Origin of the sequence: Streptomyces sp. NPDC094032, assembly GCF_040303965.1 — a bacterium.
Lineage (GTDB): Bacteria > Actinomycetota > Actinomycetes > Streptomycetales > Streptomycetaceae > Streptomyces.
On the sequence record NZ_JBEOUE010000008.1, the window covers coordinates 152,913 to 174,888 of the forward strand.

21 protein-coding genes and 1 tRNA gene are annotated in these 21,976 nt (G+C 72.5%); 9 read left to right on the forward strand and 13 right to left on the reverse strand.

The window, feature by feature from the left end; translation table 11 throughout:
- Positions 1 to 52: 52 nt before the first annotated feature.
- The 3 genes from ABTZ54_RS14500 to ABTZ54_RS14510 all read right to left on the reverse strand — a co-directional run bounded on the left by ABTZ54_RS14500 (position 53) and on the right by ABTZ54_RS14510 (position 2,235).
- On the reverse strand, positions 53 to 856 hold the full coding sequence (locus ABTZ54_RS14500) for an SCO1664 family protein (RefSeq protein WP_351661996.1): 804 nt from the start codon (positions 854 to 856) through the stop codon (positions 53 to 55).
- Positions 853 to 1,443, reverse strand: coding sequence for a DUF3090 domain-containing protein (locus tag ABTZ54_RS14505; RefSeq protein ID WP_123955225.1), 591 nt, complete (start codon positions 1,441 to 1,443; stop codon positions 853 to 855). The genes ABTZ54_RS14500 and ABTZ54_RS14505 overlap by 4 nt, the downstream gene beginning before the upstream one ends.
- Positions 1,444 to 1,545: 102 nt before the next feature.
- Positions 1,546 to 2,235: a histidine phosphatase family protein gene (locus tag ABTZ54_RS14510; RefSeq protein ID WP_351661999.1), complete on the reverse strand. Its 690-nt coding sequence runs from the start codon at positions 2,233 to 2,235 to the stop codon at positions 1,546 to 1,548.
- A 62-nt stretch (positions 2,236 to 2,297) separates the two neighbouring features.
- On the opposite strand from ABTZ54_RS14510, the gene ABTZ54_RS14515 reads away from it, so the two are divergent.
- Positions 2,298 to 3,290, forward strand: a complete 993-nt coding sequence (locus ABTZ54_RS14515; RefSeq protein WP_351662377.1) for a magnesium and cobalt transport protein CorA — start codon at positions 2,298 to 2,300, stop codon at positions 3,288 to 3,290.
- A gap of 33 nt (positions 3,291 to 3,323) precedes the next feature.
- On the opposite strand, the gene ABTZ54_RS14520 is transcribed toward ABTZ54_RS14515, so the two are convergent.
- Positions 3,324 to 4,109: a ferritin-like domain-containing protein gene (locus ABTZ54_RS14520; protein ID WP_351662002.1), complete on the reverse strand. Its 786-nt coding sequence runs from the start codon at positions 4,107 to 4,109 to the stop codon at positions 3,324 to 3,326.
- A gap of 205 nt (positions 4,110 to 4,314) precedes the next feature.
- Complete coding sequence (locus ABTZ54_RS14525) at positions 4,315 to 5,364, reverse strand: LLM class F420-dependent oxidoreductase (RefSeq protein WP_351662005.1); 1,050 nt, start codon at positions 5,362 to 5,364, stop codon at positions 4,315 to 4,317.
- A 150-nt stretch (positions 5,365 to 5,514) separates the two neighbouring features.
- Here ABTZ54_RS14525 and ABTZ54_RS14530 point away from each other — a divergent pair, with 150 nt between their 5' ends.
- Together ABTZ54_RS14530 and ABTZ54_RS14535 are read left to right on the forward strand one after the other, a co-directional pair.
- The gene (locus ABTZ54_RS14530) at positions 5,515 to 6,492 is read left to right on the forward strand and encodes an aldo/keto reductase (protein ID WP_351662008.1); all 978 of its coding nucleotides are present in this window, start codon (positions 5,515 to 5,517) and stop codon (positions 6,490 to 6,492) included.
- Positions 6,489 to 8,621, forward strand: coding sequence for a helix-hairpin-helix domain-containing protein (locus tag ABTZ54_RS14535; protein ID WP_351662011.1), 2,133 nt, complete (start codon positions 6,489 to 6,491; stop codon positions 8,619 to 8,621). The genes ABTZ54_RS14530 and ABTZ54_RS14535 overlap by 4 nt, the downstream gene beginning before the upstream one ends.
- A gap of 91 nt (positions 8,622 to 8,712) precedes the next feature.
- Here ABTZ54_RS14535 and ABTZ54_RS14540 read toward each other — a convergent pair whose 3' ends face one another.
- Positions 8,713 to 9,345, reverse strand: coding sequence for a hypothetical protein (locus ABTZ54_RS14540; protein WP_351662014.1), 633 nt, complete (start codon positions 9,343 to 9,345; stop codon positions 8,713 to 8,715).
- 47 nt (positions 9,346 to 9,392) lie between these two features.
- Between ABTZ54_RS14540 and ABTZ54_RS14545 the strand changes: the two genes are divergently transcribed.
- Positions 9,393 to 9,581: a DUF5703 family protein gene (locus ABTZ54_RS14545; RefSeq protein WP_351662017.1), complete on the forward strand. Its 189-nt coding sequence runs from the start codon at positions 9,393 to 9,395 to the stop codon at positions 9,579 to 9,581.
- Positions 9,582 to 9,632: 51 nt separating this feature from the next.
- On the opposite strand, the gene ABTZ54_RS14550 is transcribed toward ABTZ54_RS14545, so the two are convergent.
- The 3 genes from ABTZ54_RS14550 to ABTZ54_RS14560 all read right to left on the reverse strand — a co-directional run bounded on the left by ABTZ54_RS14550 (position 9,633) and on the right by ABTZ54_RS14560 (position 12,372).
- Positions 9,633 to 10,553 carry a chaplin gene (locus ABTZ54_RS14550; protein WP_351662020.1) on the reverse strand — a complete coding sequence of 307 codons (921 nt, stop codon included), beginning with the start codon at positions 10,551 to 10,553 and terminating at the stop codon, positions 9,633 to 9,635.
- A gap of 119 nt (positions 10,554 to 10,672) precedes the next feature.
- Entirely contained in the window at positions 10,673 to 10,906 is a 234-nt protein-coding gene (chpH, locus tag ABTZ54_RS14555) for a chaplin ChpH (RefSeq protein ID WP_351662023.1), read from the reverse strand.
- A gap of 140 nt (positions 10,907 to 11,046) precedes the next feature.
- Positions 11,047 to 12,372, reverse strand: a complete 1,326-nt coding sequence (locus ABTZ54_RS14560) for a M20/M25/M40 family metallo-hydrolase (RefSeq protein WP_351662026.1) — start codon at positions 12,370 to 12,372, stop codon at positions 11,047 to 11,049.
- Between the two features lie 219 nt (positions 12,373 to 12,591).
- Between ABTZ54_RS14560 and ABTZ54_RS14565 the strand changes: the two genes are divergently transcribed.
- Both ABTZ54_RS14565 and ABTZ54_RS14570 read left to right on the forward strand, forming a co-directional pair.
- Positions 12,592 to 12,679 (forward strand) — tRNA-Leu (locus ABTZ54_RS14565).
- A gap of 55 nt (positions 12,680 to 12,734) precedes the next feature.
- The gene (locus ABTZ54_RS14570) at positions 12,735 to 13,664 is read left to right on the forward strand and encodes an RluA family pseudouridine synthase (RefSeq protein WP_351662029.1); all 930 of its coding nucleotides are present in this window, start codon (positions 12,735 to 12,737) and stop codon (positions 13,662 to 13,664) included.
- Here ABTZ54_RS14570 and ABTZ54_RS14575 read toward each other — a convergent pair.
- Together ABTZ54_RS14575 and ABTZ54_RS14580 are read right to left on the reverse strand one after the other, a co-directional pair.
- Positions 13,648 to 14,277, reverse strand: coding sequence for an MBL fold metallo-hydrolase (locus ABTZ54_RS14575; RefSeq protein ID WP_351662031.1), 630 nt, complete (start codon positions 14,275 to 14,277; stop codon positions 13,648 to 13,650). The two genes, ABTZ54_RS14570 and ABTZ54_RS14575, sit on opposite strands and share 17 nt — an antisense overlap.
- A complete protein-coding gene (locus ABTZ54_RS14580; RefSeq protein WP_351662034.1) occupies positions 14,277 to 15,362 on the reverse strand; it encodes an S-(hydroxymethyl)mycothiol dehydrogenase in 1,086 nt (361 codons plus the stop codon). The genes ABTZ54_RS14575 and ABTZ54_RS14580 overlap by 1 nt, the downstream gene beginning before the upstream one ends.
- 142 nt (positions 15,363 to 15,504) lie before the next feature.
- On the opposite strand from ABTZ54_RS14580, the gene phsA reads away from it, so the two are divergent.
- On the forward strand, positions 15,505 to 17,352 hold the full coding sequence (gene phsA, locus ABTZ54_RS14585; RefSeq protein ID WP_351662037.1) for an O-aminophenol oxidase PhsA: 1,848 nt from the start codon (positions 15,505 to 15,507) through the stop codon (positions 17,350 to 17,352).
- Between the two features lie 68 nt (positions 17,353 to 17,420).
- Here the strand turns inward: phsA and ABTZ54_RS14590 are convergent, their stop codons facing one another.
- Both ABTZ54_RS14590 and ABTZ54_RS14595 read right to left on the reverse strand, forming a co-directional pair.
- Complete coding sequence (locus ABTZ54_RS14590) at positions 17,421 to 18,887, reverse strand: amino acid permease (protein WP_351662040.1); 1,467 nt, start codon at positions 18,885 to 18,887, stop codon at positions 17,421 to 17,423.
- Between the two features lie 184 nt (positions 18,888 to 19,071).
- Positions 19,072 to 19,773, reverse strand: a complete 702-nt coding sequence (locus ABTZ54_RS14595; RefSeq protein ID WP_351662043.1) for a FadR/GntR family transcriptional regulator — start codon at positions 19,771 to 19,773, stop codon at positions 19,072 to 19,074.
- 147 nt (positions 19,774 to 19,920) lie between these two features.
- Here ABTZ54_RS14595 and ABTZ54_RS14600 point away from each other — a divergent pair, with 147 nt between their 5' ends.
- Positions 19,921 to 20,457, forward strand: coding sequence for a gluconokinase (locus ABTZ54_RS14600; RefSeq protein WP_351662046.1), 537 nt, complete (start codon positions 19,921 to 19,923; stop codon positions 20,455 to 20,457).
- Between the two features lie 73 nt (positions 20,458 to 20,530).
- The gene (locus ABTZ54_RS14605) at positions 20,531 to 21,928 is read left to right on the forward strand and encodes a GntT/GntP/DsdX family permease (RefSeq protein WP_351662049.1); all 1,398 of its coding nucleotides are present in this window, start codon (positions 20,531 to 20,533) and stop codon (positions 21,926 to 21,928) included.
- The last annotated feature ends 48 nt before the right edge of the window (positions 21,929 to 21,976 follow it).

Below are 21,976 nucleotides of genomic sequence, written 5' to 3' on the forward strand. Positions count from 1 at the left end.
CCGGGCCCCTTGGCCGAAAAGCATCGACCGCCGTGTCAGGGCCGCACGGTCCTCACACCGGCGGCCAGGGGATCGCCGGCCACTGCCCGGACGGTACGGGGTGCCGCCCCGTCCTGCGCAGCACGGCCACCCGCTCCCGCAGGGCGTCCACCTCGGCCCCGGTGAGCAGCCCGCCGAGCCGTTCGGCCAGTGGAGTGCCGGGCGCGAGCCGCCCGTCGAGCCGGTCGAGGACGGCGGCGGCCTCCTCGGTCAGCTCCTCGCCCGCCCAGCCCCACAGCAGGGTGCGCAGCTTGTCGTCCACATGGAAGGAGACGCCGTGGTCGATCCCATAGAGCCGCCCGTCCGGGGCGGGCAGCAGATGCCCGCCCTTGCGGTCCCCGTTGTTGATGACGGCGTCCAGGACGGCCATGCGGCGCAGCTGCGGGGTGTCGGCGTGGACGAGCAGCGCGGTCCTGTCCTCGGCCACCTGGGCGGGACCGACGGCCTTCCAGCCTTCGCCCGCCTCCTCGCCGTCCACGAGCGCGAGCAGCTCGGCCGAGGGGTCGGCGTCGACCCAGAGCTGGACCATGCCCTCGCCGTACGGCCCCTCGCGTAGCACGGTCGGCGGCACCAGGCCCCAGCCGGTGGCCTCGGAGAGCTCGTAGGCGGCGACCTCGCGGCGGGCCAGGTTGCCGTCGGGGAAGTCCCAGAGCGGGCGCTCCCCCATGACCGGCTTGTAGACGCAGGCCGCCTCCTCGCCCTCGTACGCGACGGAGCAGAAGAGCACGGCGTTGGAGGCCTCGCGGACCTGGCCGCGGACGGTCAGCTCCCCCCGGCCGAGCAGGTCCACGAGCTCGGGGGTCCGGTCACCGCTCATGCGCCGCGCCGGTATCCGTTCTGGCGCGGGCAGACATGCCCTTCGGGGTCGAGCGGCAGGCTGCACAGGGGGCACGGCGGGCGCCCGGCGTTGACGACGTCCAGGGCGCGCTTGGCGAAGGCCCTGGCCTGGGCGCCGGAGAGCCGGACGCGCAGCATCGGCGGGCCGTTCTCCTCGTCCTGGAGCAGCCGCTCCTCGGCCGCGGCGAGGTCCTCCTCGGAGTCCGCGTCGAGTTCGACGAGGGCCTGCGCCTCGACGATCATCCGCTGCTCCTCGCCGTCCCAGGCGAGCGCCATGGTGCCGACCCGGAACTCCTCCTCGACGGGGGTGTCCAGCGGCGCGGTGTCGGCGATCTCCGCCGGGGCGACCGCGGGGACGGGGGCGTTGCCCCCGGTGCGCCGGACGACCTCGTCGAGGAGTTCGTCGATCCGCTCGGCGAGGGCGGCCACCTGGGTCTTCTCCAGGGCGACGCTGGTGACCCGGCCGGCCGCGGACGCCTGGAGGAAGAACGTACGGCGGCCAGGCAGCCCGACCGTGCCGGCCACGAAACGCTCCGGTGGGTCGTAGAGGAACACCTGACGGGACACGTTCCTGACTCCCTTGAAGTCTCGACTGTGCTGCTGTCGTGGGCTGCTGCGGTGCCGCGCGGTGGTGCTACGGCGGCGCGTCCACACTACTGCGCGGAAGGATCACGGTGCGCCCGCACCGCCCCCCACCTCCGCCGCCCCGCTGTCGCCGGGCGTCTCGCGCGGGGCGAGCGCGGCGAGGTCGCCGGTGTCGCCGAGCCGGACGAGGAAGGGACGCAGCCGGGTGTAGCGGATGACCGTCAGGGAGCAGGGGTCGACATGGATCCGCTGGAAGAGGTCGAGGTGGAGGCCGAGGGCGTCGGCCACGATCGACTTGATGATGTCGCCGTGCGAGCACATCGCGTAGACGGCGTCCTCGCCGTGCTCGGCGTCGATCCGGGCGTTCCAGTCGCGTACGGCGTCCACCGCGCGGGCCTGCATGGCGCGCATGGACTCGCCACCGGGGAAAGCGGCGGCCGAGGCGTGCGCCTGGACGACCTCCATCAGCGGCTCGTCGGCGAGTTCGGCCAGTTTGCGGCCCGACCAGTCGCCGTAGTCGCACTCGCTGATCCGCTCCTCGGTGTGCAGCGCGAGTCCCGGGCGGGCGTCGAGGAGCGGCCGTACGGTCTGGTGGCAGCGCTCCAGCGGGCTGGAGACGACGGCGGCGAGCGGCACGCCCGTGAGGCGCCCGGGCAGCGCGGCGGCCTGCTGCGCGCCGCGTTCGTCGAGCGCGATCCCGGGCATCCGCCCGGCGAGCACCCCGGAGGTGTTGGCGGTGGAACGTCCGTGCCGGACGAGGATCAGCGTGGCCATGTCGGCCAGCGTACGGGGCGCGGGCCGGCGCACGGGTGCGCGAAGTCGGACCTCGGGGGAGAATACGGCCCGTGATCGTGGATTCAGCCATCTACCGGGGCGGGCGCAGGACGGACGGCCCCGCCGACCTCTCCGACGCTCTGGCCGAGGCGCGGGCGACCGGGGACGCCTTCCTGTGGGTGGGTCTGTACGAGCCGACGGAGGCGGAGTTCGACCATGTCTCCCGGGAGTTCGCCCTGCACCCGCTGGCCGTCGAGGACGCCCTGAAGGCGCATCAGCGGCCCAAGCTGGAGATCTACGACGACTCGCTGTTCGTCGTGCTCAAGCCGGTGGTGTACGACGCGGCGAGCGACCGGGTCAGCGCGGACGAGCTGATGGTCTTCATCGGCGACTCCTTCGTGGTGACCGTGCGGCACGGCGAGGGCGCCCCGCTGAAGGCGGTCCGCGACCGTCTGGAGGCCGAGCCGGAGGTGCTCGGGCACGGGCCGACCGCGGTGCTGTACGCGATCGGCGACGCGGTGGTGGACCACTACCTCGACGTCGCCGGGGAGCTCCAGATCGACCTGGAGGAGCTGGAGACCTCCGTCTTCGACTCGGCGAGCGCCCCGTCCACGGGGACGGCGGAGCGCATCTACACCGCCAAGCGGCAGGTGCTGGAGTTCCGCCGGGCCTCGGGACCGCTGGTCGGCCCGATGGCCAAGCTCACGACGGGCCTGGTGCCCTTCGTGCACGACGAGGCGGTGCCGTTCTTCCGGGACGTCAACGACCATCTGCTGCGCGCCAACGAGCAGGTGGAGGGGCTCGACCGGCTGCTCTCGGACATGCTGTCGGCGCATCTGGCGCAGATGGGCGTGCGGCAGAACGACGACATGCGGAAGATCTCCGCGTGGGCGGCGATGGCCGCGGTGCCCACGATGGTCGCGGGCATCTACGGGATGAACTTCGACCACATGCCGGAGCTGCACTGGGTGGCGTCGTATCCGACGGTGCTGCTGCTGATGGCCGGGATCGTGGTGGGGTTGTACGCCCTGTTCAAGCGGCGCGGCTGGATGTGAGTCGCCGAAGCCGGGGTTTGGAATCTCTCCGGCTCAGAAGGCGGGGACCGGGGTGGCGGGTCCGCCGAGGGCGTCGCGGCGCTCCGGCATCCTGAGGTCGACCATCCCGTGCCAGCCGACGGCGCGCTCGTACGCGTAGACGCCGTGGATGCCGGCGGCGAGCGTGGCGGCCTTGGCCTTCGGCCAGCGCAGGATGCGGCCCATGTGGCGCATCACGGCGAGGCTGACGTCCCGGTAGACCTGGATCTCGGCGAGCGCGGACTCCCGCAGGATGCTCTGGATGAGCCTGCCGTGGCCCTCGTAGTTGAGGCGGAGCAGCTCCTCGTGGCAGTAGGCGAGGTGGTTGTCCTCGTCGTTGCAGATCATCCTGAGCGCCCTGCCGAGGTCGGGGTGGTCCCCGAAGTACCGGACGAGCAGCTGCATCTGGGCGGCGGCGCGCTCCTCGGTGACCCGGCTGTGCGCGAGGTACACGACGACGTCCCGCTCCGTGAGGGGTTCGTCGCGGAGCAGCTTGTCGTGGGCCAGACCGATGCCGCGCTGTTCGAGCAGCATCGTGTAGTCGGTGTCGGGCGGTACGGGGACGGGGGCGAGGCCACGCTTCCTCATCAACGCGTTGAAGATGCGGCCGTGCTTGTCCTCGTCGGCGCCGTGCCGGACGATCTTGGGGGCCAGGTCCCGCATCCCGGGGGCGACGAGGGCCGCGATCCGCGCGTTCTCCCAGCCTCCCTGGGCCTCGCCGCTGGCGGCGATGGAGCAGAAGAGCTGGAAGGACTCGTCGTCGTCGATGATTTCCTGGAACAGGCTCTTGGCCGTGAGCATGGCTGCCACCTCCCGTGGAGTACGAGTCAAGTGGGCCACGCGGGGTCGGGCAACAGGAGGCCGTGCACGTTGGGCCGAAAGACGGACGCGTCAGGTGCCGTCGGGCGCGTAACCCCCGGCCCGCCCACGCGTTGTGCTCCATGACGGCCGTGGCGGGGAAGACCCCCCGAGCCCCCACCACGGCCGCGGACCTCCTCGCGTGGGCCTACGCGAGCTCCGCCCGCTCCAGCGCCTCCACGCCCGCCCGCAGCGCCGCAAGCCGCTCGTCCAGGGTGAAGCCGGCCGGGGCGAGGGTCAGGGTGGTGACCCCGGCGGCGGCGTAGGCCTTCATCCGGTCGGCGATCCGGTCGACGGAGCCGAGCAGGGTCGTCTGGTCGATCAGCTGACGCGGTACGGCCGCGGCGGCGCCCGCCTTGTCGCCGGCCAGGTACTTGTCCTGGATCTCGGCGGCGGCCTTCTCGTAGCCCATGCGCTGGGCGAGCTGGTTGTAGAAGTTCTGCTTCCGGCTGCCCATGCCGCCGACGTACAGCGCGGTGTACGGGCGGAAGATGTCCGCCAGGGCGTCGATGTCGTCGCCGAGGGCGAGCGGCAGGGTGGGGTGGACGTCGAAGCCCTCCATGGTGAGCCCGGCCTTCTCGCGTCCCGCGCGCAGGTGGCGCAGGGCCGTCTCCTCCAGGTGCTCGGCGGACGGGAAGATCAGCAGCGCGCCGTCGGCGATCTCGCCGGTCTGCTCCAGGTTCTTCGGGCCGATGGCCGCGATGTAGAGCGGGATGTGCGGGCGGGTCGGGTGCACCGTGAGCTTGATCGGCTTGCCCGGCCCGTCGGGCAGCGGCAGGGTCCAGTGCTCGCCCTCGTAGGTGAGGCGCTCACGGGACATGGCCCGGCGGACGATCTCCACGTACTCGCGGGTGCGGGCGAGCGGCTTGTCGAACTTGACGCCGTACCAGCCCTCCGAGACCTGCGGCCCGGAGACGCCGAGGCCGAGCCGGAAGCGGCCGCCGGAGAGCGAGTCGAGGGTGGCCGCGGTCATCGCCGTCATCGCGGGCTGGCGGGCCGGGATCTGCATGATCGCCGAGCCGACGTCGATCCGCTCCGTCTTGGCGGCGACCCAGGACAGCACGGTGGGCGCGTCGGAGCCGTACGCCTCCGCCGCCCAGCAGACGTCGTAGCCGAGGCGGTCCGCCTCCTGGGCCACGGCGAGGTTGTCGCCGTCCATGCCCGCGCCCCAGTAGCCGAGGTTGATGCCGAGCCGCATGCCACGTACCCCTTACCCATCGGTAACGTCCCTGTGGTCGGGACTCTAGCGCGCGCCTTGGCGATTCGTCAGGAGCGGGAAGGGCCCGCCTGTGGACGGCTTGTCCACAGGCTCTCTCCCCGTGGTGCCCTGGCCAGTACTCTCGCGGCCATGGAGCAGAGGCATCTCGGACGAACCGGCCTGCGCGTGTCCCGGCTCGGGCTCGGCACCCTCACCTGGGGCCGCGACACCGACGAGCACGACGCCGCCGAGCAGTTGAAGGCGTTCTGGGACGCGGGCGGCACCCTCGTCGACACCGCGGACGTGTACGGGGGCGGCGAGGCGGAGTACCTGCTCGGGCAGCTCATGGAGAACCTGGTGCCCCGCCGGGACCTGATCGTGTCGACCAAGGCCGGCGGTGTCCCCGACCCGGACCGGCGCACGGACGGCTCGCGCGGGCATCTGCTCGCGGCCCTCGACGCCTCCCTCGCCCGGCTCGGCACGGACTACGTGGACCTGTGGCAGTTGCACGCCTTCGACCCGCACACCCCGCTGGAGGAGTCGCTGCACGCCCTCGACATCGCCGTCCGCAGCGGCCGGGCGCGCTATGTCGGCGTCTCCGACTTCTGCGGCTGGCAGCTGGCGAAGGCCGGGACCTGGCAGCTGAGCGGGGACCGGACCCGGCTGGCCGGGACGCAGATGGAGTACTCGCTGCTCCAGCGGGGCGTCGAGCGGGAGGTGCTGCCGGCCGCCCTCGACCTCGGGATCGGGCTGCTGCCCTCCTCGCCGCTGGGGCGCGGGGTGCTCACCGGCAAGTACCGGCACGGCACCCCGGCGGACTCGCGCGGCGGCTCGGAGGCGCTGGCGCCGTTCGTCGAGCCGTATCTGGACGAGGCGGCGAGCCGGATCGTGGAGGCGGTCACGACGGCGGCCGACGGCCTCGCGGCCACCCCGCTCCAGGTGGCCCTCGCGTGGGTCCGCGACCGCCCCGGAGTGACCGCCCCGATCATCGGCGCGCGCAACGCGCAGCAGCTCACGGCCGCGTTGTCAGTGGAGAGCCTTAGTCTTCCTGACGAGATCTTCCGGGCCCTCGACGACGTGTCGGCGCCCGTGCACCACTATCCGGATCACGACTGGAGCACCCTGTGACCGAGCCCTCCGGGGAGACCCCGCCCGAGGCCGCCACGCCCACCGCCGACGCGCAGGAGACGGACTCCGCGTCACCGGGTGCCCCGGACGCGACGGAATCCGGTGACAGCGGTACGGCGGAGGCTTCCGCCGCGGAATCCGGTGACACCGCCGCCGCAGGGCTCTCCGACGCGCAGGCCGAGCTGGCGGCGCAGCGGGAGTTGCGGGCCCGGATCGAGCAGCGCAAGGCCGAGCGGGCCGCGCCCGTCGACGCGGGCGCCAAGCTCAGCGGGACGGCCGCCGATCTGCTCGCGGCGGTACGGGCCGTGGAGAGCGGCGCCAAGCCCGTCGCGCCGCTCCGCCCCGAGGTGCCCGCGCCCGCGCGGCCGGCCGCCGCGCCGGAGACGACGGTGCGTCCGCCGGCGCCCGTGGCCCCCGAGGTGACGGAGGAGACCGCCTCCTCGGTGCGGCAGGTGCTCGCGCGCGGCGGCGCGCCCGAGGCGCTGGCCGGACAGGTCGCCGCCGTACTCGGCGAGGGCGCCGCCCGGGCGCTCGACGACGACCCCTGGCAGCTGCTCGCGGTGCCGGGGGTGCGCCCCGAGCAGGCCGACGGCTTCGCGCGGGCCCTGCTCGGCTCCGGGTGCGGCCCCGGCGACGAGCGACGGGTCGTGGCACTGGCCGCCTGGCTCCTGGAGCGGGCCGCCCTGAAGGGGCACACGGCCCTGGAGGTCGGCGTCGTGCGGGACGGGCTCGCCAAGCTGTCGGTGCCCGAGCCCGACAAGGCGGTCGAGCTCGCGATCTCCGAGGCCGCGGTGCTGGTCTTCCAGGAGGAGGAGGAAGAAGAAGAGCAGGAAGAGGACGGCGAGGAGCCCGAGGACGGCGACGCCGAGCGGGGCGGACAGAGCGACGGGGGAGCCGCGCGGGACGAGCAGCGGCCGCCGCAGCCCGTGCTGCTCGGCCTTGAGCGGTACGCGCTCGCGGAGGAGAGCCTCGCCGACGGGCTCGCCCGCCTGATCCGTACGGTCGAGGCGGCCGACTGGGAGGGCCCCGAGCTGGTCCGCGCGGCCGGCGGGCACGGCCTGGTGCTGCACACCGGCGGCGAGGCCGCCCGCACCGAGCCCGCCGCCCTCGCCGAGGCGGCCCGCGACCGGGGCCTGCGGGTCGCCCTCGCGGCCCACACCGCCCGGGACGGCGCGGTGCCGGTGGCCGGGCTCCTGTCGGGTGCCGCGGGCCCCGGGCGCGACGAGGAGGGCCTGCTCGCCCTGGACCTGCTGGTCGTCCTGGACGCGCCGCAGCTCGACGTCGAGACGGCCGCCCTGCTCGTGGAGGCGCTGCCGGACGGCTGCCGGCTCGTCCTGGGCGGCGACCCGCACGTCCTCGGTGCCGCGGGCCCCGGCCGGGTCTTCGCCGATCTGCTCGCCGCCCGCGTCGCCCCGACGATCGCCGCCCGCACCCCCGACCCCGGCCCGATCGGCGAGCTGGTCTCCGGCATCGGCATCGGCGAGCTCAACCAGGTGGACGCCCCCGGCAAGGAGGTCGTCATCGTCCCCGTCCGGGACGCGGGCGAGGCCGTCCACCGCACCGTGCAGCTGGTCGCCGACTCGATCCCGCGCGCCCTCGGCCTGCCGGCCGACCACACGCAGGTGATCACGGTCGGCCACGGCGGCGCCGCCGGCACCCGCGCGCTGAACGCGGCCCTCAAGCAGCGGCTCAACCCGGGCCCCGGCCGCTTCGGCGGCTACGACCCGGGCGACCGGGTCGCCCACTCCCCCGCCCCCGGCCGGACCGTGCCGGGCACGGTCGTCTCGGCCGACGCCGAGGGCCTGCACCTGGACTGCGCGGGCGAGCGGGTCGTCGTTCCGAAGGAGCGGGTGGAGACCGCGCTGCGGCACGGGTGGGCGCTGACCGCGCACCAGGCGGCCGGGTCCCGCTGGCCTGCCGCGGTCGTGGTGCTGCCCGGCGACGCGGCGGCGGGCCTCAGCCGCGCCTGGGTCTACACGGCCTTCGGCCGGGCGGAGCGGCATCTGTCGATCGTCCACGGCGTGGACCAGGCACTGCCGCGCGCGGTGGCCGAGGGCCGCGACCCGGAGCGGACGACCCGGCTCCGCCCGCTGATCGAGGCGCTGCTCCACGAGGAGGAGGGGGCGTAGGCCCCTGGAACGCGGCCGGCCGGCGCCCTTCCCGCGGTTCGCGGGGCGGGCGCCGGCCGGGCTGTCGGTCGCGGAGGCCGGGGCGGGGCTCTCAGGCCCCGTGGACCTGTTCCTCCGGCTCCTCCTCGGCCTCGTCGTCGAAGACGGCGCTGATGTCGAAGCGGCAGACGATCCGCTCCGGGTCGGCGTGGTCGAAGGGGGCGTTCAGCCACTCCCCCGGTTCGGGCAGGTCGTCGGTGGCCTCGACCCAGAGGGTGGAGTCACCCTCCTCCAGACCGAATTCCTTGTGACGGGACGCGATTTCGTCAGGTTCGTACTCGCCGAACAGAGTTCCGAGGGCGGCGTAGGTCGTGCCGGCGGCGGTCTCCTCCCGGTCGACGTCCAGGACGCGCCGGGCCTGGGCGACGAGGCGCTTCGGTTCCACCACCGCGTAGTCGCGGCGGATGAGCACGCTGACGGCGTGCGGTTCCTCGGGCCCCGCGTAGGGCGGCAGGGCGTCGTCGGCGCCGGGGATCTCGAAGGGGGTGACCTCGTCGTACCGGTCGTAGAGGACCTCGTCGTACACCTCCGCCGCCGCGGCGAGCGCGTTGAAGGCCTCGTAGACGGCCGGGTCGTCGTCCCCGGTGCGGCTCTCGACCGCCGCGAGGTGACGGTCCAGTGCGGTTTTGACCGCCTCGGCGGCGGCGCGTACCTCGGCAGCGGTGGGCTGCGCAGCATCAGACATAGGACAGACGCTATCCGTACCGGGCCCTTGGCCGCACAATAGATGCGATGCCGGAATACGAATTTGTCGACGTGTACGTGCCGCGCGGTGTCTCCCGCAAGGAGGCGACGCGGCTGCTGACCGACCATGCCGAGTACGGGCACTGGGAGTTGGACAGACTGACCCTGCGTCGGGACGGCAGCCGCAGAGTGCGGCTGCGCCGGCGCATCATCCGTCAGATCCGCGCCACCTGGTGAGACACGGAAGGGGCCCCGCGCGCTGCGGGGCCCCTTCCGTTTCCGTACGGGTCAGGCGGTGCGGCGGGACCGCCGGTAGATCACGGAGCCGGCCAGCAGCAGGGCCGCGCCGGCCGGGACGGCCATCCCGACCGCACCGGCACCGGTGTGCGCGAGCTCCTCGTTGGGCGGGGCCTGGACACCCGTGTGCGTACCGGGGGTGTTCGGCCCCTGCGGGTACCCGGGCGTACCGGGGTGCCCGCCACCCTCGTTGCCGGGGGTGCCGGGAGTACCCGGGGTGCCGGGCGTACCCGGGGTGCCGGGCGTACCCGGATTCCCGGGCGTACCCGGGTTGCCGGGGTTCCCCGGGTTGCCGGGGTTGCCCGGATTCCCAGGGTTACCGGGGTTGCCCGGATTCCCAGGGTTACCGGGGTTGCCCGGATTCCCAGGGTTCCCCGGCTGACCCGGCTGGCCCGGCTGACCTGGCTGGCCGGGCTGACCCGGCTGCCCCGGGTATCCCGGCTCCCCCGGCTGCCCCGGCCTCGTCGGCTCGATCCCGTTCCCGCAGCCGTTGTCATAGGCCGCGTTGCCGACGCCGATGCCGTTGACGCTGTTGCCGCAGACGTTGATCGGGGCGTCCACCGGCACCTGGACGACGTTGCCGGAGCCGATGCCCGGCGAGTGCGAGGCGCTGCCGTGGGCGGAGGAGCCGCTGCCGGACTCCCCGTAGCCGCCGGAGCCGCTCTTGTTGGCGCAGCGGTTGCCGAACGCCGGGTTCATGAGGCCGACGACGTCGACCGTGTTGCCGCAGGCGTTCACCGGTGCGTGGACCGGGACCTGGACGGTGTTGCCGGACGCGATGCCCGGCGAGTGGGAGGCCGTACCGTCCGCGCCGGCGTCGGCGTGGGCGTAACCGCCGCCGAGGGCGATCATGCCGCCGGCCGCGGCGACGGTGACGAGGCTCTTCCGGGTGATGCGTGTGACCTGTCGCATTGCTGTGTTCCCGCTTCCCTGCGTGCTCGACTCGTGCGAAATGCCCACCGGCCCCGGAGTGCATGGCGCGCACTCCGGGGCCGGCCTGGGCTCAAACCCTCAGGGGGTGATGCTCAACGTCACTTGTTGATGCAGGTGTTGCCGAAGGCGGGGTTCAGCAGACCGATCACGGAGACCGTGTTGCCGCACACGTTCACGGGGATGTGGATCGGCACCTGGACGACGTTGCCCGAGAGCACGCCGGGGGAACCGATGGCGGCACCCTGGGCACCCGCGTCGGCAACGGCCATGCCCGCGCCCGCGAGAACGAGACCGCCGGTGGCAGCCGCAGCAGCGACGACCTTCTTGATCATTATTCCTCCTTGTTGGCAATGCGGTCCCAGCCGCGGACCGCACCACCTGTAACGAGGGGGAACCCAGGGGGCTACGAGCCCCTTGAGGCATTCACTCTTTCCGGTCATCCACGCACGCGCGGTCGATTTCGGGGGCGCCCTCAGGAAGCGTCGATGAAACGGTCCAGGACCCGGACGCCGAACTTCAGGCCGTCCACCGGCACCCGCTCGTCGACGCCGTGGAACATGCCGGCGAAGTCGAGCTCGGGCGGCAGCTGGAGCGGGGCGAAGCCGAAGCAGCGGATGCCCAGGTCGTCGAAGGACTTGGCGTCGGTGCCGCCGGAGAGCATGTACGGCACGGCGCGCGCGATCGGGTCCTCGGCGCGCAGGGCCAGCTGCATGGCGTCGACCAGGTCGCCGTCGAAGCTGGTCTCCAGGGCCTTGTCGCCGTGCACGTCCTCGCGCTTGACCCGGGGGCCGAGGATCCGGTCGAGGTCGGCCAGGAACTCCTCCTCGTACCCGGGCAGGAAGCGTCCGTCGACGTGGGCGGTGGCCTGGCCGGGGATGACGTTCACCTTGTAGCCGGCGCCGAGCATCGTCGGGGCGGCGGAGTTGCGCAGGGTGGCGCCGACCATCTTGGCGATGCCGCCCAGCTTGGCGAGCGTGGCGTCCATGTCCTCGGGGTCGAGCGGGGTGCCGAGCGCGTCCGAGAGCTCGTCCAGGAAGGACCGTACGGTCTTGGTGACCCTGACCGGCCACTGGTGGCGGCCGAGCCGGCCCACGGCCTCGCACAGCTCCGTGATGGCGTTGTCGTTGTTGGTCATCGAGCCGTGGCCCGCCGTGCCCTCGACGGTCAGCCGCATCCAGTGCATGCCCTTCTGGGCGGTCTCGACCAGGTAGAGCCGGAGGTTCTCGTTGACGGTGAACGAGAAGCCGCCGACCTCGCCGATCGCCTCGGTCACCCCGTCGAACAGGCCCCGGTGCTTGTCGACCAGGTGGCGGGCGCCGTAGGTGCCGCCCGCCTCCTCGTCGGCGAGGAAGGCCAGGACGATGTCGCGCGGGGGCTTGCGGCCGCTGCGCAGGCGGTCGCGGACGACCGCGAGGGTCATCGCGTCCATGTCCTTCATGTCGACGGCGCCGCGGCCCCAGACGCAGCCGTCGGCGACCTCGCCGGAGAAGGGGTGGTGGGTCCAGTCCTCGGCGTTGGCCGGGACGACGTCGGTGTGGCCGTGGATGAGCAGGGCCGGCCGGGACGGGTCCTCGCCCTCGATGCGGGCGACGGTGGAGGCTCGCCCCTTGTGCGACTCGATGATCTTCGGTTCGAGTCCGACCTCCGCCAGCTTCTCGGCGATGTACTCCGCCGCCGCCCGCTCGCCCGGGCCGGAGTGGTCGCCGTAGTTGCTGGTGTCGATGCGGATGAGGTCACGACAGAGGTCGACGACCTCGTCCTCGCCCGTGACGGTCCGGCCGGTGTTCGACTCGCTCACGCTGCTTCCTCCCACTACGTGCCCCATGTGCTGGCTGATGATCTCCCCATCCTCCCGCGAGTCCCCCTCGGGACCCAAGGGCGGCCACCCTCCGACATGCGCCCGTCACACGGCGAGGGGCCGGGAGGGGCGGGAAGGGGGTGGTGATCGACCACCCCAGATGTTTGCTATGGTTTTCCTCGTCGGAAGGGCCGAGCGGCCAGGAAGACAAGATCACCTGTCCGGGTGGCGGAATGGCAGACGCGCTAGCTTGAGGTGCTAGTGCCCTTTATCGGGCGTGGGGGTTCAAGTCCCCCCTCGGACACCAGCGAAAGACCCCACATCATGTGGGGTCTTTCTCGTTATACAGGGCGGTGGGACCGGTGCGACGCAAAAGCAAGGCCCCCGGCTCTCCCCTCCCCCAGCGGGACGGGATCGATCCCGTGCGGGTCCGGCTGCCAGAGGATCCGGGGCGGGCGTGGGGCACCGTGCGCGCGTATCTGCTGGGGCGGTACGCGGGGGCCGTCGGGGCCGGGCGGGTCGAGGAGATGCTGCGTGAGGGCCGGTTCGTCGGGGTGGACGGGGCGGCGGTCGGCGGGGACGAGCCGTATGCGGCGGGGCGGCTGCTCTGGTTCCACCGGGACTTTCCCGTCGAGGAGCGGGTGCCCTTCGCGATCGATGTGGTGTACCGGGACGAGCGGATCCTGGTGGTGGACAAGCCGCACTTCCTGGCGACGATGCCGCGGGGGCGCCATGTCACGGAGACGGCGCTCGCCCGGCTGCGGCGGGAGCTCGGGGTGCCGACGCTCCAGCCCGCGCACCGGCTGGACCGGCTGACGGCGGGGCTGGTGCTCTTCGTCGTACGGCCGGAGGACCGGGGGGCGTACCAGACGCTGTTCCGGGACAGGGCCGTGCGCAAGGCGTACGAGGCGGTCGCGCCGTACGACCCGGCGGTGGAGCTGCCGGTGACCGTGCGGAGCCGGATCGAGAAGGAGCCCGGGGTGCTGACCGCCCGGGAGGTGCCGGGCGAGCCGAACGCGGAGAGCCGGATCGAGCTCCTCGCGCACGCGGGCGGTCTCGCCCGGTACCGGCTGGTGCCGGTGACCGGGCGGACCCATCAGCTGCGGGTGCACATGAACGCGCTCGGGCTGCCGATCCTCCATGATCCGCTGTACCCGGTGGTCCTTCCGGACGGGCCGGAGGACTTCGGGCGGCCGCTCCAGCTGCTCGCGCGGTCGCTGGCGTTCACCGACCCGTTCGCGGGTGAGCCGAGGCGGTTCGTGAGCCGCCGCCCGCTCAGTGGCCTCGCGTGATCCACTCCTCCAGGTGCGGGGCCTCCGCGCCGATGGTGGTGGTGTCGCCGTGGCCGGTGCGGACCACCGTCTCGGGCGGCAGGGTGAGCAGCTTCTCCCGGATCGAGCCGACGATGGTCGGGAAGTCCGAGTAGGACCGCCCGGTCGCGCCGGGGCCGCCCTGGAAGAGGGTGTCGCCGGTGAAGACGGTGCCCAGCTCGGGGGCGTACAGGCAGACGGCGCCGGGGGCGTGGCCGGGGGTGTGCAGGACGTGCAGGTCGGTCCCGGCGATGGTGAGGACCTGGCCGTCGGCGAGGTCGCCGTCCGGGGTGTGGTCGGGGTGGGTCAGCTTCCACAGCGGCTGGTCGGCGGGGTGGAGCAGGATCCGGGCGCCGGTGGCGGCGGCGAGGGCCGGGGCCGCGTCGATGTGGTCGTCGTGGGCGTGGGTGCAGACGATGGCGCGCAGGGCGCGCCCGTCGAGGGCGGCGAGGATCGCCTCGGCGTCGTGGGCGGCGTCGATGACGACGGCCTCGGTGTCGTCGCCGACGATCCAGACGTTGTTGTCCACCTCCCAGGTGCCGCCGTCGAGGCTGAAGGTGCCGGAGGTGATCAGGTGGTCGATGCGGGTGGTCATCAGAGGATCACCACCGAGCGCAGGACGTCGCCCTCGTGCATGCGGCCGAAGGCCTTCTCGACGTCGCCGAGTCCGATGGTCTCGGTGACGAAGGCGCCGAGGTCGATGCGGCCCTGCTGGTGCAGGTCGATCAGCATCGGGAAGTCGCGGGAGGGCAGGCAGTCGCCGTACCAGGAGGACTTGAGGGCGCCGCCGCGGCCGAAGACGTCGAGCAGGGGCAGTTCCAGCTTCATCTCGGGGGTGGGGACGCCGACGAGGACGACGGTGCCGGCGAGGTCGCGGGCGTAGAAGGCCTGGCGGTACGTCTCGGGGTGGCCGACGGCCTCGATGACGACGTCGGCGCCGAAGCCGCCGGTGAGCTCGCGGATCGCCTCGACGGGGTCGCCGGCGCGGGAGTCGACGGTGTGGGTGGCGCCCATCTCGCGGGCCTTGGCCAGCTTGCGGTCGTCGATGTCGACGGCGATGACCTTGGCCGCTCCGGCGAGCCGGGCGCCGACGATCGCCGCGTCGCCGACGCCGCCGCAGCCGATGACGGCGACGGTGTCGCCGCGGCCGACGTTGCCGGTGTTGAGGGCGGCGCCGATGCCGGCCATCACGCCGCAGCCGAGGAGTCCGGCGACCTCGGGGGCGACGGCGGGGTCGACCTTGGTGCACTGCCCGGAGGCGACCAGGGTCTTCTCGGCGAAGGCGCCGATGCCGAGGGCCGGGGAGAGCTCGGTGCCGTCGAGCAGGGTCATCTTCTGCTGGGCGTTGTGGGTGTCGAAGCAGTACCAGGGGCGGCCGCGCAGGCAGGCCCGGCACTGGCCGCACACCGCGCGCCAGTTGAGGACGACGAAGTCGCCGGGGGCGACGTCGGTGACGCCCTCGCCGACCGACTCGACGACGCCGGCGGCCTCGTGGCCGAGGAGGAAGGGGAACTCGTCGTTGATCGCGCCCTGTTTGTAGTGCAGGTCGGTGTGACAGACGCCGCAGGCCTGGATCTTCACGACCGCCTCACCCGGCCCGGGGTCGGGGATCACGATCGTCTCGACCCGGACCGGCTCGTTCCTGCCGGGGGCGACGACCCCCTGGACCTGCTGCGCCATCGTGGACTTCCCTTCCACCTAAACGGTGACCCGCGTTACGGATGTGACGATATCGGCCAGGTTACGCGGCGCCCGCAACCCGCGTCCCCCCGCTCGCCGTCTCCACCTCCAGCAGGCATGACACAGCCTCAGGGGGAACATGATGACCAGTGAACTCGAACCGTACGCGGACCCGTTGACCGTTCCGCCGGTGCTCCGGCCGGAGCCGGGTGACGGGGCGTCCGAGATCGAGATCGCGTTACGGCCGACATGGGTGCGGATGCACCGTCAGCTGCCGCCCACGCTGATGTGGGGGTACGAGGGGAGTGTCCCGGGTCCGACCATCGAGGTACGGCGGGGGCAGCGGGTCCGGGTGGCGTGGACCAACCGGATCCCGCTGGGCAGTGAGTACCCGGTGACCGTGGTGGAGGTGCCGCGGACCGAGGGGCGGCCCGATCCGCACAACCGGCCGGGCCGGGAGGGCGCGGAGCCGGTCCGCGAGGTGGCGGCGCTGCCCGCCTGGTCCGTGACGCATCTGCACGGGGCGCAGACCGGTGGCGGGAACGACGGGTGGACGGACAACGCGGTCGGCTTCGGCGGCGCGCAGTTGTCGGAGTATCCGAACGAGCACCAGGCGGTGCACTGGTGGTACCACGACCACGCGATGAACATCACGCGGTGGAACGTGTACGCGGGCCTGGTGGGCACCTATCTGGTGCGGGACGAGGAGGAGGACGCGCTGGGCCTGCCGTCCGGGGAGCGGGAGCTGCCGCTGGTCCTGGCGGACCGGAATCTGGACGCGGACGCCGACGGGGAGCTCAACGGACGGCTGCTGCACAAGACGACGCGTCTGGTGGCCCGTCACCCGGAGACGGGGAAGCCGGTCGGGCTGCCGTTCCTCGGCCCGTACACGACGGTGAACGGCACGATCTGGCCGTATCTGGAGGTGCGGGACGGCTGGTACCGCTTCCGGCTGGTGAACGCGTCGAACGCGCGGACCTACGACCTGGTCCTCGTCGACGAGGACGACCGGCCGGTGGCGGGCGCGGTGCACCAGATCGGCAGCGACGGCGGGCTGCTGCCGCGCCCGGTCCCCTTCGACTTCGAGGAGGGCGACGGGGGCGCGGAGACGGTGGCGCCGCTGACGATCGCCCCGGCCGAGCGCTTCGACCTGCTGATCGACTTCCGGGGCTGGGCGGGGCAGCGCCTGCGCCTGGTGAACAAGGCCGCGGGGCGGGAGCCGGGGGTGGCGGACCCGACGGCGAACGTGCCGTATCCGCAGGTGATGGAGTTCCGGGTGGGCGAGGGGGCCGAGGACGGGGGCTGCGACGGGTTCGCGCTGCCGCCGGTGCTCTCGGGCTCCTTCCGGCGCTATGACCACGCGCACGTCGAGCACGGGCACCGGCTTGTGGTGATCACTCCGCCGGGGACGGTCGGGGGCGGCGGTCACACGGAGCTGTGGGAGATGGAGGAGGTCCCGGAGCGGGAGGGGGCCGCGCTGCGGCTGCCGGCGAACGGGGTGATCCAGCTCCAGTCGGCGGACGGCAAGGTGCGGACGTACCGGCGGACCGCCCGGACCTTCAACGACGCGCTGGGGTTCACGATCGGCGAGGGCTCGTACGAGCAGTGGTCGTTCCTGAACCTGGCTCCGGGGCCGCTGATGCACCCGATGCACATCCATCTGGCGGACTTCCAGGTGATGGGGCGCGAGGCGTACGCGACGGACGGCTTCGACCCGGCGCTCGGCGGGTCGCGCGGGCCGGTGCGGTTCGATCCGGGGCGGCCGGTGCCGGTGCCGCCGAACGAGGCGGGCTGGAAGGACGTGTTCCGGGTGCCGGGCGGGGAGCTGGTGCGGGTGATGGGCCGGTTCGACGGGGCGTACGGCCGGTTCATGTACCACTGCCATCTGCTGGAGCACGAGGACATGGGGATGATGCGCCCGTTCGTCGTGGTGCCTCCCGAGGTGCTGCCCTTCGACCACGGCGCGGGGCACGGGCACGGGGGTCACTGAGGCGCCGGCCCGGAAGGACGGAGGCCCCCGCGAGCGGCGTGCTCGCGGGGGCCTCCTCCCGTGGGGGCTCAGTCGCGGGCGTGGCCCGCGGTGGCGCGGACCCGGCCGCGGACCAGGAACCAGCCGCCGACCAGGGCCGCCGCGATCAGCGGCAGACAGGCGACGGTGGTGCGGCCGATGCCGCCGTCCATCCACATGAGGACGAGGACGGTGGCCAGGAAGGCGAGGGTGACGAGCTGGGTGTACGGGGCCCAGGGCAGGTTGTAGCCGGGGCGGGTGACCCGGCCCTGGCGGGCGGCGCGCCAGAAGAGCAGCGAGCAGACCATGATCATCGCCCAGGTGCCGATGATGCCGATCGAGGCGAAGTTGAGGACCAGCTCGAAGGCCTCGCCGGGCATCACGTAGTTGAGCGCGACGCCGAGGACGCCGAAGCCGGCGGTGAGCAGGATGCCGCCGTAGGGCACGCCGCCCTTGTTCATGACGCCGGTGAACTTGGGCGCGGAGCCGGCCAGCGACATGGAGCGCAGGATGCGGCCGGTGGAGTAGAGGCCCGAGTTGAGGCTGGAGAGGGCGGCGGTGAGGACGACCAGGTTCATCACACCGGCGGCGCCGGGGATGCCCAGCTTGTCGAAGACGGTGACGAAGGGGCTCTGGTCGCCGCTGTAGGCGGTGTACGGGAGGATCAGCGCGAGCAGGACGACGGAGCCGACGTAGAAGAGGCCGACGCGCCACATGATCGAGTTGATCGCCTTCGGCATGATCTTCTCGGGGTTCTCGGTCTCGCCCGCCGCGACGCCGCACAGTTCGACGGAGGCGTAGGCGAAGACGACGCCCTGAATGAGCAGCAGCATCGGCATCATGCCGTTGGGGAAGATGCCGCCGTTCTCGGTGATGTTGGCGAGGCCCGCGGTGTGGCCGCCGACGTCGTGCGAGGTGGCGACGAGGAAGATGCCGACGAGCATGAAGGCGACCAGGGCGGCGACCTTGATGATGGCGAACCAGAATTCCATTTCCCCGAAATACTTCACGGAGATGAGGTTGGCAGCCAGGACGACGGCGAGGGCGATCAGGGCGAGGATCCACTGCGGGACGTCGCTGAACATCGCCCAGAAGTGGGCGTAGGTGGCCGCGGCGGTGATGTCGGCGACGGCGGTGGTCGACCAGTTGAGGAAGTAGAGCCAGCCGGCCGTGTAGGCGCCCTTCTCGCCCATGAACTCGCGGGCGTAGGAGACGAAGGCGCCGGAGGAGGGGCGGTAGAGCACGAGCTCGCCGAGGGCCCGGACGACGAAGAAGGCGAAGAGTCCGCAGACCGCGTACGCGATGAACAGCGAGGGTCCCGCGTTGGCCATCCGGCCGCCGGCGCCGAGGAAGAGGCCGGTGCCGATGGCGCCGCCGATGGCGATCATGTTGATGTGCCGGGACTTGAGGTCCTTGCGGTATCCGGCGTCGCCGGCGTCGATGTGGGGGGACGCCGTGGAGCCTGCGGCCGCCGGGGCGGCGGACCGCGGCTCGGCCGCGGTGACGCGGTCACTCATGGAGTTGGTCGCCTTCGTGAGGGGGGTGGGTCGTGCGGTACCCGGCCGTGCCCGGCGGGGTTCTCCCCGGCACGGCCAGCGCACATCCTCACGGCAACGGGCGCCACTGACTGTGGCGGATGTCACTGAACGCCCGGATTTGAGCTAGTTCAGAGGTTGAGGGTACCCGTACCGGCGAGGTGCCTCAGGGCGCGAGGACGTCCAGCTCCTTGAGCGCGCCGACCGCGATCTCCCGGGTCAGCGCCTCGGCGCGGACCGCGTCCCGCTCCCGTACCGCCTCGGCGACCTGGACGTGCAGGGTGACGGCGGCCGGGTCGGGGTCCTCGAACATCACCTGGTGGCGGGTGCGCCCGCTGAGGACCTCGGCGACCACGTCCCCGAGCCGGGCGAACATCTCGTTGCCGGAGGCGTTGAGGACGACCCGGTGGAAGGCGATGTCGTGCACCAGGTACTCCTCCAGGCGGCGCCCGCGCGAGGTGGCGACCATGCCGAGGGCCTCCTCGGTGAGCTCGCGGCACTGCTCGGGGGTGGCGTGGAGGGCGGCGAGACCGGCGGCGACCGGCTCGATCGCGGAGCGCAGCACGGTGAGCGAGCGGAGCTGGCGCGGGCGGTCGGCGCCGGCCAGGCGCCAGCGGATGACCTGGGGGTCGTACACGTTCCAGCGCTCGGTCGGCAGCACGATGACGCCGACCCGGCGCCGGGACTCGACGAGGTGCATGGATTCGAGGACGCGCACGACCTCGCGCACGACGGTACGGGAGACCTCGAAGCGCTCGGCGAGCTCGTCGCTGCGCAGCACGGCGCCGGGCGGGTACTCCCCCGCGGTGATCGCGAGGCCCAGGGCGTTCAGGACGTGCGGGTGAAGCCCCTGGGCCGTTGTCGTCATGGTGGCCAGCCTATGCGTGATCACACAGGTGATCACGCCGGGAAGAATAAGTACGACTTATTTGTCACAGCCTCTTGAATACGTCGTACCCAACAGGTTTCATGAGCGCGACGGATCGATGTCGAAGAAGACAGCGAGGCACCCCCCATGAGCACCACCCCCCAGCCCGTCCCGGCCGGCCCTCCCCAGGTCGTCGTCGTGATGGGCGTCGCCGGCACCGGCAAGACCACCATCGGCCCCCTGGTGGCCGAAGCGCTGGACCTGCCGTACGCGGAGGGCGACGACTTCCACCCGGCGGCCAACGTGGCCAAGATGTCGGCCGGGACCCCCCTGGACGACAGCGACCGGGAGCCCTGGCTCGACGCCATCGGGAGATGGGCGCACGGCCGGGCCGGACTCGGCGGGGTGGTGAGCAGCTCCGCGCTGAAGCGGATCTACCGGGACCGGCTGCGCGCCGCAGCCCCCGGCGTCGTCTTCCTCCACCTGACCGGCGACCGGGAGCTCATCGAGGGCCGGATGGCCGCCCGCAAGGGCCACTTCATGCCGACCGCGCTCCTCGACTCGCAGTTCGCCACGCTCCAGCCGCTCGGGGAGGACGAGGCCGGCGTCGCGGTCGACGTGTCCGGCACCCCCGAGGAGATCGCCCACCGGGCCGTCACCGCGCTGCGGCGACTCGGCGTCTGACCCCGTTCCGTACCCCCGTACCCCCGTCCCCCCCTGTTCTCCCCCCTTTCTCACTCCCTCTCAAGGACCCACCGTGACCAGTCTCAGCGTCGAGATCCTGGCAGCGGACGCCGCCGAACCCATCACCTCGGCAGGCAACGCCCAGCTCGGCATCGCCGTCCTCGCCGGCATCGCCGTCATCGTCCTGCTCATCACCAAGTTCAAGATGCACGCGTTCCTGGCGCTGACCATCGGGTCACTGGCGCTCGGCGCGTTCGCGAGTGCGCCGCTCGCGGCCACCATCAAGTCCTTCTCGACCGGGCTCGGCAACACCGTGGCCGGCGTGGGCGTGCTCATCGCGCTCGGCGCCATCCTCGGCAAGCTGCTCGCCGACTCGGGCGGCGCCGACCAGATCGTCGACACGATCCTGGCCAGGACCGGCAGGCGCGGCATGCCGTGGGCGATGGTCCTGATCGCCTCCGTGATCGGCCTGCCGCTCTTCTTCGAGGTCGGCATCGTGCTGCTGATCCCGGTGGTGCTGCTGGTCGCCAAGCGCGGCAACTACTCGCTGATGCGGATCGGCATCCCGGCCCTGGCCGGCCTGTCCGTCATGCACGGGCTCATCCCGCCGCACCCCGGCCCGCTCGTCGCGATCGACGCGGTCGGCGCCAACCTGGGCGTCACCCTCGCCCTCGGCCTGGTCGTCGCCATCCCGACCGTGATCATCGCCGGTCCCGTCTTCTCCCGGTACGCCGCCCGCTGGGTCGACATCCCGGCCCCCGAGAAGATGATCCCCACGCGTCCCTCCGAGGACCTGGACAAGCGCCCCGGCTTCGGCGCCACCGTGGCCACCGTGCTGCTGCCGGTCGTCCTGATGCTGGTGAAGGCCCTCGTCGACATCGTCGTCGACGACCCGGCCAACGGCGTGCAGAAGGTCACCGACGTCATCGGCTCCCCGATGATCGCCCTGCTCGCCGCCGTCATAGTGGGCATGTTCACCCTGGGCCGGGCGGCCGGCTTCACCAAGGAGCGGCTGTCCACCACCGTCGAGAAGTCGCTCGCCCCGATCGCGGGCGTGCTCCTGATCGTCGGCGCGGGCGGCGGTTTCAAGCAGACCCTCATCGACATCGGCGTCGGCCAGATGATCCTGGACTTCTCCGAGAACTGGTCGATCCCGGCGCTGCTGCTCGCCTGGCTGATCGCCGTCGCCATCCGGCTCGCGACCGGCTCCGCCACGGTGGCGACGATCTCGGCGGCCGGCCTGGTGGCCCCGCTGGCCGAGGGGATGTCGACCGGCGAGGTATCGCTGCTCGTCCTCGCGATCGGCGCCGGTTCGCTCTTCTTCAGCCATGTCAACGACGCGGGTTTCTGGCTGGTGAAGGAGTACTTCGGGATGAACGTCGGCCAGACGATCAAGACCTGGTCGGTGATGGAGACCATCATCTCGGTGGTCGGCATCGTCTTCGTGCTGCTGCTGTCGCTGGTGATCTAGCGGCCGTACGGCGGTCCCTCGTGCCGAGGCCCTGGAGTGCGGTGACCC